Genomic DNA, 12,225 nt, shown 5'->3' on the forward strand with positions numbered 1-12,225 from the left:
GATCCACCATGAACACAGCAGCCAATTTATTGGATTGCGCGCAGATATGCGCCTTTTTGTATGCGGGAGCTTTGCAGCACCCTACTCACAGCAAAGACTATGAGGCCTGGAACGGTCACACTGGCTTTGTTTACTTTGCCGCTGAATGTGCTGAACTCATTTCCAAGTATTTGAACCAGCCAGAAAGAGTGAATGAAATTTATCCAGGTGTTCTTTATTACGAAATCATTGAACCACTGGGTGAATGGCTAATTGATCAGGACTCATCACTCACAGGTAGCGACCAAGTGCTAGAACGTTTCATTCAAATCTTTCATGATTGGATAAGAGCGCCAGGGCACTAATTTTCACGACACGTCATTTACTGACTTTTTTCAACCCCAGCGGGAACGTCCCGCATGGGGGATGTTCTCGTATTTTTAGGAGAGCAACCATGGAAAATTTTGAAATTAACGTCCATAAGGACAAGCGCAATGGATGGAAAGCATTAACGCGCATTGAAGTGAACGCCAAGCAGGTGCTCAAAATTTCAACCTACAAACCAATGGCACCAGGCAAAGGTCTTCGAACCCAAGCTTCTGTATTCCAAGTTGAAGGTGGTTTTGAACGTCATGTACTTTCATACGGCATCGCTGGTGACTTTTCAAAGACGTTAATCCACAACTTGCCAAAGCGAATTACAGAAGTCGTGGTGCGTGATCAACACAACCAAGTGTTTACAACACCAGGCTTTCTTGATGCACTTAAATGTGAAATTCAAAAGCACTACGAAGCACAAAATCAGGCCAAGCAAGGCATGGAACAGGAGGCTTCGAATGCTTTATGAAGTTGAACGTTGCCAAGGCATCTTTGTAGACGCTTGTATACGTGATGAAGCTGGTCGTTTGTTGATGCTAAGTGCCTACGGGCGCGATACTGCTATCAAGGAACTTCTTGCTCGCATGCAACTCGGCGCTCAGCACCAAGATGGCTTGCAGGAGCTAACGCTTAAGCCGCAATATAACGAAGCGCGGTCGCAAAAAGTCTTTATTGGAAATGTCAAAGATCTGGACAAGTTAAGTGGGCGACTGCCCAAGTGCGTGTACGGAAATTTGAATCACTTGTGGCTTTATAACCCTGTCATTTTGGCCCCTGTAAAAGGCGCTGATGTGGCATGGGTAATTGAGCAAGTCCCCAAGTTGCCAAACATTCAAGTCACGAAAGCCCATCAACTCGATCCTGAGATGGTGGACAAGATCAAGACTCGTTTGTGGGCAGCGATTAGCCACTTGGCCAGCATCCCGCTGTTGCCTCACTGGCGCGATCCTGTGATCGCGGCAATTGAGCACAGCATGCTGCTGCGAATGGGTCAACGTGGCCACGAAGACATCAATCCACTGCTCTCTGAGCCTGTCGGGGACTTCATAGTTTTGAAGGTTACTTTGGATCAATCCAAGTTTGCCCAGATCGTCACAGACCTGGTGCGTACCGGACGCTTAGACCTTGGATCTCAAAAAGTGCCTCCAACTACATCAGGCGCATTGCCTGCACATAACCCCATGGCTTTGGCCATGTAACCCTGCCTGAAGGCCGTTTAGACGGTTTACAGGACATTTTTTAACCACCCTAGCGGGGACGCATCCCCGCAAGGGGATGTCTTCGCGTAATTTTGGAGATTTCCCCATGAATGCATATGCAACACCCGAAGTCGATGTGCTCGAAGCAATTGAGATTAGCCCTTCAAAAAACCAGTCAAGCGGTAATGCAGACGGACAAGCTTTGGAGCAAATCATCACTCTGCCGGATTTCATTCGTCAGTTTGGCGAAGGCCTACTGGATGCTGTTCAAGAGCAAAACCCACCGATTTACCAAGAGGTTCGTCGGCTTGAATGGGATCAGCTACTCGACAGTTTGCTTCGCAAGCCGTTCCCTGCTCAAAGCGAGGTAGTTCACGCCATAGGTGAGTTGTTGATCGGTTCAGGTGAGTCCGGAGCCGTTATCAACGGCGAAATGGGCACGGGCAAGACTCTCATGGGCATTGCAACAGCCGCTGTTTTGCACAAAGAGGGCTTTGTTCGCACTTTGGTGATTTCACCCCCTCACTTGGTCTACAAGTGGCGACGTGAAATTATTCAGACGGTGCCACATGCACGAGTTTGGATTTTGAATGGTCCTGACACATTGCGAAAGCTCTTGCAAATCCGCTCAATGCGGGATAAGCCTGAGCATCCTGAGTTTTTCATCCTGGGGCGCGTGCGCATGCGCATGGGCTTTGATTGGAAACCCTCCTACGTCACCCGAATCGTTGGCACCAGTCGTGAAGAAGGTGACTATCAAGTTTTGCGGGTGGCCGCTTGCGGCCATTGCGGAGAGACTGTGCATGACGATGAAAACGCCCCCTTGCAGGTATACCTAGCTGACGATTACCTCAATCGTCGGCGTATGTCCTGTAACCATTGCCACGAGCCCTTGTGGACTTTGACACGAGGCAAGGCTCCTGAGAAGTCTCAACGCGATCGTGTCCTCGATGCGCTTCGTCAAATTCCAAGCATCGGCGACAAAACCGCTGAACGTTTGGTTAAAAATTTTGGCGAAGCCATGTTGGCCAACATGCTGGAAGACAACTTTCACAATTTCATCAACTTGATGGACGAAGACGGCGAGCTGTTGTTTTCTGATCGACAAGCCAAGCGTATGGAGAGGTTCCTTGGGAACAACGAAATTAGCTTTGGTCAGGGGGGCTACCAGCCCACCGAGTTCATTAAACGGTATTTGCCCAAAGGCTTCTTTGGCACATTGTTGGTAGATGAAGGTCATGAGTACAAGAACGAGGGTTCAGCTCAAGGGCAAGCCATGGGTGTGTTGGCCGCTTGTGCAAGCAAGACCATTTTGCTCACCGGTACTTTGATGGGCGGCTATGCAGATGACTTGTTTCATCTGTTTTATCGCCTCAATCCCAAGATGATGATTGAGGATGGTTTCAGCTACAACGAGCGCAATTCAATTGGGCCAGCGAGCAATGCCTTCATGGCTGCTCACGGTGTTTTGATTGAAACGCAGAAAGAGCGTGACGAAGGTTCGCATCGCACAGCGCGTGGCAACCGTGATAAAACCAGCATCACCAAGGGGCCAGGCTTTGGACCTAAGGGCATCATGCGTTATGTGGTGCCCTATACCGCGTTTTTGAAACTCAAAGACATTGGCGGGAATGTGTTGCCGCCTTATGAGGAGATCTTCATTCCAATCGCTATGGATGAGATGCAAAAGCAAGTCTACGAAATGCGGTTAGCTTCAACGCTGCGCCGAATTTTGAACGACTCGCTGCGTGCTGGAGATCATTCGCTTCTAGGCGTGGTGCTCAACGTGCTGTTAGCGTGGCCTGATTGCTGTTTCCGCGAGGAAAACGTCTATCACCCACACCGTAAAACCATGCTGGCTTCGGCACCTAGTCTCTACAGTGATGTTGAGCTTATGCCTAAAGAGCGCAAGCTACTAGAAATCTGTAGGCAACAGCGTCAACGCGGACGTCGAGTCTTGGTTTACACCACCTACACAGGTGGACGTGATACCACGGCACGACTCAAAGTTATGTTGGAGCAGGCAGGCTTTAAAGTCGCAGTGCTACGAGCTACGGTCGAAGCTGCAAAGCGTGAAGACTGGTTGGCCGATCAGGTTGAACGTGGGGTTGATGTCATCATCACCAATCCTGAGCTTGTCAAAACGGGCTTGGACATGCTGGAATTTCCAACCATCGTGTTCATGCAGACGGGTTACAACGTCTATACATTGCAGCAAGCGGCACGTCGAAGTTGGCGCATTGGTCAGAAGGTGGCTGTAGAAGTCATATTTTTGGGGTACGAAGGCAGTGCACAAGAGCAATGTCTGACTCTCATGGCCAAGAAAATCGCAGTTTCTCAATCTACTTCGGGAGACATGCCCGAAACGGGATTAGAGGTATTAAATCAAGATGGTGACTCAATTGAAGTTGCCTTGGCCAAGCAGCTAGTTAGCTGATTCTCCCCCCCCCCCAAGTCGAAAGGCTTGGGGGATTTTTTGATGGGCGAGCTGCTATAGTTAATACGAATAAATTAATTTTTCCCTATATGAAAAAGTCTTTCGCGTCTCTGATCCTTGTTTCTATTTTGTTCGCAGGGTGCTCGCTTTTTGCAGAAAGAGATAGCGCAGGTCGAGTGATTCACACGACTGCGTGTTCCCCACAATCAGATTGCCTGAGAACCATCCATAAAGTATGTGGCAATGCCGATGTGGTTTTTGTGAAAAAAGAACTAAACAGCATTGAAGCCTATGAGAAAGTAGAACTCCAATACGTGTGCCGACCATGAGTAGCCAGAATACGCACTAAATATTTAGCACTTCCCAGCAGCTTTCAAAAGCGCGTTACAGCTATCAGAGCCACCACCGGTCAATGATTCACCTGGTTTGGCGCACAACGGTAATGATGTAACTCCAAAACTGCTGGAAACCATGCATTTAAGGTTCTTCTTCTGCCCTTTGGTTGTGATCTCGACATCGTAATAAATTGATGATCCACCTAGAGCAGAAGAGTCTTTCTGTAAATTTGATACTGAAATTTGAGTTTTATCGACACCAAAGTTTTTAGCCGTAATTTCAGTGAGTTTCAGCTCGTCAGCGGTTCCTACGCCACCAGCATTTGCGCCCAAAATACCTGCACTGGGAACAAACGCAGCTGCGACACAACCACTAAGAGCAACGGTGACTGAGAGTAAGAAAATAAAATTTTTCGTGAGCATGAGTTTCCTTGGTAAATCAGTGCATAAGAATGCATTTCATCAAACATATGATGAGTAATTAGTTAAAACGATGATAGTATAAATTTGTTTCGCAATATTCATCGTTAAAAATTCGACACCTTGGCATGAACACAAAGAACAATCATGAACAAAGCATCGTCGGACCTTGGGTCCGAGAAAAACATGCGTATTTGCAACGATATATCAATACAGCACGAAAAACACGACAAAAATATTTGCCCCCTCTTGGCAGAGGCGGCGCTACGTATATAGATCTTTTTTGTGGCTCAGGACAAGCCTCAATTCGTGGGTCTAGCGAACTCGTCGATGGGAGTGCGGTCGTCGCTTGGAAGGCTAGCGTTGAAGGTGGAGCCCCATTTTCGCAAATATTTATCAACGACTCAAACTCCGACTTATTAGCAGCTTGTACTGAGAAACTTCAAAAACTTGGAGCCCCCGTTACAGGCTATTGCCTTCCAGCTCATGAAGCCGTTATCGAAATCGTTAAAGAAATCAAACAACGCTATCCGCACGGTTTGCATTTTGCGTTTGTAGACCCCTTTAACTTAGCGCTGAACTTTGAAATCATCCAGCAACTTGCATCATGCAATAGAATGGATATGCTGGTCCATTTAAGTGCTATGGATTTGCAAAGAAATTTAGAGAGCAACCTAAAGGCAGATGAGTCTACGTTTGACATTCTTGCACCTGGTTGGCGAGAGGCAGTCGATACGCTGGCCCCGCCCATTGAAATTCGCCGCCGCATCGTTGAGTTTTGGCGTTCGAAAATCGAATCCTTGGGGGTTTGGCCATCTCAACAACATAAACTGATAACGGGTGAAAAAAATCAGCCCTTGTATTGGTTATTGTTGGCAGCCAAACACGAACTTGCTCACGATTTCTGGGAAGTCGCTTCCAACCCTGAGGGGCAAGGAAGCTTATTTGGTTAAGTAGCAGCGGCTATTTGAATCACTGGGTACGAGTCCCAAGTCCGACCGCCAAGAGTGCGGCCGTTTGCTTTTTTGTGACGCCGCACTCCATCAGCACCCCACCCCCCCCACTGCTTAAAGAAAAAAGCGGAACCTGCTTTTTCCGCTTGCTTTTGGACGCCAAGCGCCCAGTCTTCCATCATCGGACGTGCTTTGTGCCCAGATTCGCCACCCACAATGACCCAATCAATGCCATTGAGGTTGAGGCTCCCAAGGTCTTCAAGAAGTGGCTCTACCGATAAAAATCGTATGTGTGCCTTAACTTTTTTGAGATGCTCAATGCGCGGGACACCATATTTTTTGTCTTCAACTGATACCCCAAGCCAAACATTTGATGGGCACTGACGACTTGAGAAATATTTAGGAAGTCTCTCGGCTCTTTTCGTCAAAATTTGATAGGTGTGCTGCGGCGTGGATCGGATTACGTTAAACACTTGATCCAAAAAATCATCGTCAACCTCCTCGTGAAACAAATCACTCATTGAGTTAACGAAGTAGGTCGTTGGCTTTTTGCGCTTTTTCGGCTGATCCAAACGGCTTGGATGTGGCGTTAACTCAAAACCATTTTCGTAACCACTTGCCCCCATTGCGGTCAATCGGCGAGCCATCACCTCTGCGTAGCAGTGTTTGCAGCCAGGTGAAACTTTGGTACAACCAGTCGTTGGATTCCAAGTCTGTTCCGTCCATTCAATTGTCGATTGACTTGCCATGTTGTTCCCCTCGTTTCAAAACCGATTGGTGAATTTTACATCAATAATTGTATTGTGCAATACAATTTGTGAATGAAATATTTAGGAAGTCCGACTGAGCAAACCTACAGAGAGCTTCAGATTGCCTATGACTGGTTCAACCAACGTTTGTTTGGTGAGACTTTGCCTGCATGTTTGATCACATTACAACGAAACAAACGAACCATGGGCTACTACAGCCCTGATCGCTTTGTGGATGAGCATGGACACAAGACCGATGAGATCGCTTTGAATCCCGAATACTTTGCGATTCAGTCAATCGAGGAAGTCCTTTCTACGAAGGTCCATGAGATGGTTCACTTATGGCAACAACACCATGGCAAGCCAGGCAGGGGCAAATATCACAATCAAGAATGGGCCGACAAGATGTTGTCAATAGGTCTGCATCCTTCAAGCACTGCACAACCTGGTGGAAAAACTACGGGTGATCAAATGGATCACTACATTGTTGAAGGACCATTTCTCAAGGCTTGCCGTGAACTTTTAGCGACTAAATTTCGAATCAGTTGGTACGACAGGTATCCAGCAACACAGCCCCCAAAATGGGATAGCGACCAAAGCCCATTGGAGCATTCTCATATTCCGAACGAATCTGTCCCCTCCCCTAGTCAAATTCACTCACCGGCACCAGCAAGTGTCAACAGTTCACTTGGATTGGTTATTCGCGCAGAGAACTCATCTAACAGATTGAAATATGTATGTCCTGAGTGCCGAGCGCAGGCATGGGGCAAGCCAACGCTTAACCTGATATGCGGCGATTGCAACGTCCACCTGATGGCCTCATTGATGAACGTTGGTTCAAATGGTTGAACGCTCCAAAATGTTTTTGAATTCGAAGAACTCTCAGAGCATCCTGCTGATGATGAGTGTGGGAGCCGCCATCGCATATTGCGCTTGGCACTTAGACCAAACACCTAGTCAAATGTTATTGACTTGGTTGATCCCATTTGTTTGGTTAACGTGTACGTCGCGCAGTCAAGTCGTTGCTTTGATTGGGGCGTACCATTTTGTTGCGTGGATTGACTTGCCCATCGCTGCGCAACGAATCACAGATTGGTCGCAGTCACTAGGCTTTGGTGTGCTCACGGTCTACATCTGCGTGTTGACACTGATCTGGTCCGTTACGTGGACAAGGTCACTTGCACCAAGGTGCATTAGCTTGATTGCCCTATTGACAGTAACAAATTTGCCTCCATTAGCAGCTTTCAACGCCCCTTCTCCACTATTGAGCGCTGGGTGGCTTTTTCCGAATCTAAGATTTTATGGATTGATATTTTGCATCGTTTCATGGCCATTCACTGCATTGATTTTTTTAGCAGACAACAAAAAAATTAGAGTTGCCTCAGCTTTTGCAACTGCGTTGCTATTCGTAACATCCGTAGTCGCAAATATTGCGTGGGAACAAAACCAAAACACGGGGGATCTAGCAGTCAAAAATATTGATACGCAGCTGCCACGCTACCCGACAAGCAAATCAGAGCACTTCAATCGTCAACTTGAATTGGTTAATCTTGCCAGTCGCGCATTAGGTGCTGCTGATTCTCCAAACCTAGTGGTCTTACCTGAAAGTGTGGGCGGTGTGTGGCAAACCAACATCGAATGGCTGTGGAAAAGCATGACGACCGCGAGCACCAGCCCTGACAATGGGCTTATCGTGGGATTTGACATCGTTGATACAGACCATGAGCAATCGAACAGCGCAATCCTTTTTGAAGCAAACTCTGTTAGAACAGTCCATGCAAGAATTCCGATGCCTGTGGGCGGCTGGCATCCTTGGAGATCGGCCGGACATATGCCCATGCGCTGGTTTGACAGTGGACTGATCAAAGTTGGGTCAACATCATTGGCTGTCATTTTTTGCTATGAAGAGCTTTTAATGTGGCCTTGGATTGTCACAGCATGGAGCGCTGGAGATGAAAAAATTCAGGTTGTAGTGCTTGCAAATCAATGGTTTGCATCAAACCTTAATTCAAATAGTGCGCAGAAAAATGCGAGTACGGCACAAGCTCGTTTATGGGGATGGCCAATCACGCGCAGCGTGAACTTCCCACAGAGTAGGCACGAACCAAAAACTGCTGTTACGGAGTAAATGATGAGCAGAGAAGAAATCACCAAAATTTCAACAAATGGATTGAGGTACAAATCCAAACAAGGTGGTTCACCGTTTGGTGGATCTGCCAATATTTCCACTATGAGCTGCTACAAATGTGGCCAGCACAAGCAACGTGCACTTGGTTCATTCAAGCGTTTGATTGGACAAAGTATGTTTATTTGCGCAGAATGCGCTCCAATCACAAAAACTTGAAAGCTTTGAATGACAACGTTTGCCTATCAGTTGAAAAATGAAATTGCACGCATAGCTCGCAAAGAGGCTCGCACAGATTCAAAACAAGTTAAGAAATCTTCGGCGCAATATCGCTCCGAAATTGCATCACTTAAACGCCGAATTTCTGCGCTTGAAACGTCTGTCGCACGTCTGTTGAAACAAAAACCGAAGACTGTGGTTAGCAACGAACCGGCTGAAAAACAGTCACTGCGTTTTAGAGCTGGTGGTTTCGCTACATTGCGCAAAAAATTAGATTTGACTGCGGCAGATATGGGCAAGCTCGTGGGTGTATCTGCTCAATCGGTATACCACTGGGAGCAAGAGAAATCCCGCCCTCGATCAAGTCAATTGCCTGCAATCGCCGCTGTACGCAAACTAACAAAAAAGCAAGCGCATCAAGCCTTAAGTGACTAACTGCTGATTGGAAAAAAAATTGAAAACCAATGAACAATACTGCTGGGAACTGGTAAACGGAAAATTAGTATCTGTGAAAGATCCAATTCCCACAGACACTAGCGATACCGATAGCGATTTCTATGCGCTCCTAGCCACTGCTGGCTATTTGTCAGAAATTTCTAGTGAAATTGAACGGACACCCTCAAATGCCGCAATCGTGATCTATAAAAACGATAAACCTGAAAATGGCAATCCACTCTTTTACATTGATGTGCTGGGATATCGCACTGGAATAGCTTCATTAATCGCAAGGGACTTCGCACAGCTCGCTGAAACTTTAAATTCTCTTGCTGGATTGCTGTCGCTTATTCAAATGGATCAAGCCAGTGTCATAGCTCGTGAATGATGCGTTGTCAGCAAATTTCAAATACGCGCTTAGAAAAGTCATTGACCACACGCTCTAGCCCAGTGTTTACCCACACTGGGGCTGATTTAACTCGCGGCACCATCAGACTTTTCAAAGTCTTGTTGGCTTGTCTGCCATAGCTATACCGATAGCGATTCGCTCGAATGCAAGCACAGTAGTAGAGCTTCTGGCTGTCAGTCATCTCAACAAGCGGAGTTAAGTAAAAAAGATCACGCCCCGAGTAGTAAGGCTCCGGCTGCAAAAAAGCAGCCAAGACAGAACCACCGCCTGCAACTGAAATGGTTCCAGCTGGGTTAGGCGTGACTCCTTCAATTTTCTCAACACGCGCTGTGACACCATTGTTACGATCAGAGCGACCTACAAATGGTAGGCCTGTCAAACTCAACACCATACGATTGAGTTCAAGATTGACGCCATAGGTAATATCGAACAATTCAGACAGTGCAATAAGTTTCATGATTCATCATCCAAGGTTGATGCGTTTTGATCAACGCCGATGAGCCGATACACAACATAGTCTTTTGCAGTTTGCTCAAAAGCGGCTCGATCAATCTTTCTGTAGTCCGTCTCCATGTAGGCCTCAGCACACCACTCATCATCCGCTGTCACGTATTGAAGAACGCTCTCACCAGCGTGGACCTCCTTGTTGCGATAAGACTCAACCCAGTGATCTCTAATTTGTGGCCACGCCTCATTGAGGTCACATCGACCTCTGTGTTTTGTTTTAACAAAACCGTCTGTTTTCCAAAAACCAAACCAAGTCTTACGAGCTTCAGTGGCGTGTGGGTGATGTGCCGTAAAAATCATGATGCAGGTCACAACACCAACTGGGTAGAACAACTCACCAGGCATGGAAACAACAGCCTCTAAAGTGTGTGAGGAAAGCAGCTCTGCACGTAGAGTGGATGCTGAAATTGCACATGACATTGGCACGATGGCAATGCCTGTTCCTCCGACCTGCAGACAATCAAGCATGTGAGATACGAATTTAAGCTCATGAAAATCGCTATCGCTTTGGCTGTATGGCGGATTAATCATTCCCACGTCACAACCATGCTGTTTTAAAGCCGAGGCGATTGCAGAATCAAAGCAACTTCCTTGATACAAGTTCGCCTTGCCATCACCTCGCAGAATCATGTTTGATGCTGCGAGTGCAAACATATTGGGTTGCTGCTCAACACCAACCAATCCATGTTGACGTATCTGTGCCTTTTCTTTTTTGGTTCTTGCAGCCTTGAACATTCGGTGCATGGCTGCAATCAAAAATCCACCTGTGCCTGCGCATAGATCTAAGACCTTGCTTGTCTTCTTGACATTCGCAAGCAAGGCGAACAGCTCGGTAATGTGTCGAGGTGTGAGTACGATACCGAGAGCTTTTTTGTCTCCACCTGTGTATTTGAGAAACTCGCCATAGAACTGACCGACCACATCGAAGTCGTGATAGACACTGATGAATGGCCAAACTTTTGCATTGAGCTGATCAATCAGCTCATGCAAAACCCCTTTAGGGTATGCCTTGGTTGCTTTTCCAAGCTCGGGATGGACCGCGATGCTTGAATAAGGCTGAGTCATGTTGTCTTTTTTGGCCAACGGAATGTCGGCATGTTTTATCTCATCATGAATGACGCGCATCCACTCTTTTTGGATTTGTGCTGGGGTATACAGCCCATATGAAGCAGCAAAAGCGGGATTGCGCAAGGCAATCAAAGTGCCACTAACAAGTAGCGGCTTTTCACTCTCAGTCAATTTGGCGTGATCACGCATGAACTCATGCAACTCACTTGCAAAATCCATCAACTCATCGAAGCGAAGTTTTTGAACCGTAGGGTCAAATGTGGCGTGCTCAACGTAATCAAGCCACGGAATGAAGTCGCCCAGAGCGGCCCCATCCTTTGCTTTTAGCTCTTTGGGCTTATGCCCCCCTTTGGGCCACAGATACGTGGATATGCGCGCTGATTTCGCCGTTTCACCGCTAACGCCTATTGAAATGACGTTGAACTCTCGCGATAAAGCCTGTGCATAGTGCAATGCGCCATCTACTGCGTAGCGTTGAATTCGTTTGAATTTAACTTCACTGACTTCTGTATCGAGCGCCCCTTTGCACATGACAGCAACGCAATCGCTGACATGATCTGTAATGGAAGCCTTGCACTCGACAATGACTAAGAAATCGGGCGATGTGGGCGAGCTGATGATGAACTCAGGAGCACCATTTCCACCACCACCTGTTTTACTGGCAGATTTGAGTAATCGCTTAACGGCCTCAATGTTGCTCTTTTGTTCTTCGACTTGAACATCAGATTGAGGATCGCGATAGCCTTGCTTTGCTAGAGCATCACGTACTACGTTTTCGGTTTTACGCTCGTTGCGCTGCTTGGCTTGGCTTGGCTTGGCTTGGCTTGGCTTGGCTTGGCTTGGCTTGGCTTGGCTTGGCTTGGCTTGGCTTGGCTTGGCAGTCATTTTTTCCGTCATCTTCTTGATGTCAAGTTATTTCTTCGGTTTTGCAAAATTTTGATGCCAAAACACAACAAACATTTAATTGGCGCAAACCTGTTCACCCGTTGACTCACGCTTAAAACAATTCAAA

13 protein-coding genes are annotated in these 12,225 nt (G+C 47.0%); 9 read left to right on the forward strand and 4 right to left on the reverse strand.

Annotated elements, in window-relative coordinates; all coding sequences use genetic code 11:
• Positions 1-8: 8 nt before the first annotated feature.
• The 4 genes from RMR24_RS12150 (at position 9) to RMR24_RS12165 (ending at position 3,993) form a co-directional block, all read left to right on the forward strand.
• A complete protein-coding gene (locus RMR24_RS12150) occupies positions 9-344 on the forward strand; it encodes a hypothetical protein (protein WP_310615340.1) in 336 nt (111 codons plus the stop codon).
• Between the two features lie 89 nt (positions 345-433).
• A complete protein-coding gene (locus RMR24_RS12155; protein WP_310615341.1) occupies positions 434-826 on the forward strand; it encodes a hypothetical protein in 393 nt (130 codons plus the stop codon).
• Complete coding sequence (locus RMR24_RS12160; RefSeq protein WP_310615342.1) at positions 816-1,556, forward strand: hypothetical protein; 741 nt, start codon at positions 816-818, stop codon at positions 1,554-1,556. Before RMR24_RS12155 ends, RMR24_RS12160 begins: the two co-directional genes overlap by 11 nt.
• A 106-nt stretch (positions 1,557-1,662) precedes the next feature.
• On the forward strand, positions 1,663-3,993 hold the full coding sequence (locus RMR24_RS12165) for a helicase-related protein (protein WP_310615343.1): 2,331 nt from the start codon (positions 1,663-1,665) through the stop codon (positions 3,991-3,993).
• 353 nt (positions 3,994-4,346) lie between these two features.
• On the opposite strand, the gene RMR24_RS12170 is transcribed toward RMR24_RS12165, so the two are convergent.
• Complete coding sequence (locus RMR24_RS12170; RefSeq protein WP_310615344.1) at positions 4,347-4,751, reverse strand: hypothetical protein; 405 nt, start codon at positions 4,749-4,751, stop codon at positions 4,347-4,349.
• A gap of 125 nt (positions 4,752-4,876) precedes the next feature.
• Between RMR24_RS12170 and tcmP the strand changes: the two genes are divergently transcribed.
• Positions 4,877-5,701, forward strand: a complete 825-nt coding sequence (gene tcmP / locus RMR24_RS12175) for a three-Cys-motif partner protein TcmP (protein WP_310615345.1) — start codon at positions 4,877-4,879, stop codon at positions 5,699-5,701.
• Here the strand turns inward: tcmP and RMR24_RS12180 are convergent.
• Positions 5,698-6,450, reverse strand: a complete 753-nt coding sequence (locus RMR24_RS12180; RefSeq protein WP_310615346.1) for a phage Gp37/Gp68 family protein — start codon at positions 6,448-6,450, stop codon at positions 5,698-5,700. The two genes, tcmP and RMR24_RS12180, sit on opposite strands and share 4 nt — an antisense overlap.
• Positions 6,451-6,522: 72 nt before the next feature.
• Between RMR24_RS12180 and RMR24_RS12185 the strand changes: the two genes are divergently transcribed.
• The 4 genes from RMR24_RS12185 (at position 6,523) to RMR24_RS12200 (ending at position 9,617) form a co-directional block, all read left to right on the forward strand.
• Positions 6,523-7,299, forward strand: coding sequence for a SprT-like domain-containing protein (locus RMR24_RS12185; protein WP_310615347.1), 777 nt, complete (start codon positions 6,523-6,525; stop codon positions 7,297-7,299).
• Positions 7,292-8,578, forward strand: coding sequence for a hypothetical protein (locus RMR24_RS12190; RefSeq protein WP_310615348.1), 1,287 nt, complete (start codon positions 7,292-7,294; stop codon positions 8,576-8,578). Before RMR24_RS12185 ends, RMR24_RS12190 begins: the two co-directional genes overlap by 8 nt.
• Positions 8,579-8,803: 225 nt before the next feature.
• On the forward strand, positions 8,804-9,229 hold the full coding sequence (locus tag RMR24_RS12195; protein WP_310615349.1) for a helix-turn-helix domain-containing protein: 426 nt from the start codon (positions 8,804-8,806) through the stop codon (positions 9,227-9,229).
• Between the two features lie 19 nt (positions 9,230-9,248).
• Entirely contained in the window at positions 9,249-9,617 is a 369-nt protein-coding gene (locus RMR24_RS12200) for a hypothetical protein (RefSeq protein ID WP_310615350.1), read from the forward strand.
• Between the two features lie 7 nt (positions 9,618-9,624).
• On the opposite strand, the gene RMR24_RS12205 is transcribed toward RMR24_RS12200, so the two are convergent.
• Positions 9,625-10,095, reverse strand: a complete 471-nt coding sequence (locus RMR24_RS12205) for a hypothetical protein (RefSeq protein WP_310615351.1) — start codon at positions 10,093-10,095, stop codon at positions 9,625-9,627.
• Positions 10,092-12,098, reverse strand: coding sequence for an N-6 DNA methylase (locus tag RMR24_RS12210; protein WP_310615352.1), 2,007 nt, complete (start codon positions 12,096-12,098; stop codon positions 10,092-10,094). The genes RMR24_RS12205 and RMR24_RS12210 overlap by 4 nt, the downstream gene beginning before the upstream one ends.
• Positions 12,099-12,225 lie beyond the last annotated feature (127 nt).

Source organism: Limnohabitans sp., from assembly GCF_031539105.1.
GTDB lineage: Bacteria > Pseudomonadota > Gammaproteobacteria > Burkholderiales > Burkholderiaceae_C > Limnohabitans.

Coding starts and splice junctions, on each gene's coding strand:
- RMR24_RS12150 (WP_310615340.1), top strand. CDS start 9: ATGAACACAGCAGCCAATTTATTGGATTGCGCGCAGATATGCGCCTTT.
- RMR24_RS12155 (WP_310615341.1), top strand. CDS start 434: ATGGAAAATTTTGAAATTAACGTCCATAAGGACAAGCGCAATGGATGG.
- RMR24_RS12160 (WP_310615342.1), top strand. CDS start 816: ATGCTTTATGAAGTTGAACGTTGCCAAGGCATCTTTGTAGACGCTTGT.
- RMR24_RS12165 (WP_310615343.1), top strand. CDS start 1,663: ATGAATGCATATGCAACACCCGAAGTCGATGTGCTCGAAGCAATTGAG.
- RMR24_RS12170 (WP_310615344.1), bottom strand. CDS start 4,751: ATGCTCACGAAAAATTTTATTTTCTTACTCTCAGTCACCGTTGCTCTT.
- tcmP (WP_310615345.1), top strand. CDS start 4,877: ATGAACACAAAGAACAATCATGAACAAAGCATCGTCGGACCTTGGGTC.
- RMR24_RS12180 (WP_310615346.1), bottom strand. CDS start 6,450: ATGGCAAGTCAATCGACAATTGAATGGACGGAACAGACTTGGAATCCA.
- RMR24_RS12185 (WP_310615347.1), top strand. CDS start 6,523: ATGAAATATTTAGGAAGTCCGACTGAGCAAACCTACAGAGAGCTTCAG.
- RMR24_RS12190 (WP_310615348.1), top strand. CDS start 7,292: ATGGTTGAACGCTCCAAAATGTTTTTGAATTCGAAGAACTCTCAGAGC.
- RMR24_RS12195 (WP_310615349.1), top strand. CDS start 8,804: ATGACAACGTTTGCCTATCAGTTGAAAAATGAAATTGCACGCATAGCT.
- RMR24_RS12205 (WP_310615351.1), bottom strand. CDS start 10,095: ATGAAACTTATTGCACTGTCTGAATTGTTCGATATTACCTATGGCGTC.
- RMR24_RS12210 (WP_310615352.1), bottom strand. CDS start 12,098: ATGACTGCCAAGCCAAGCCAAGCCAAGCCAAGCCAAGCCAAGCCAAGC.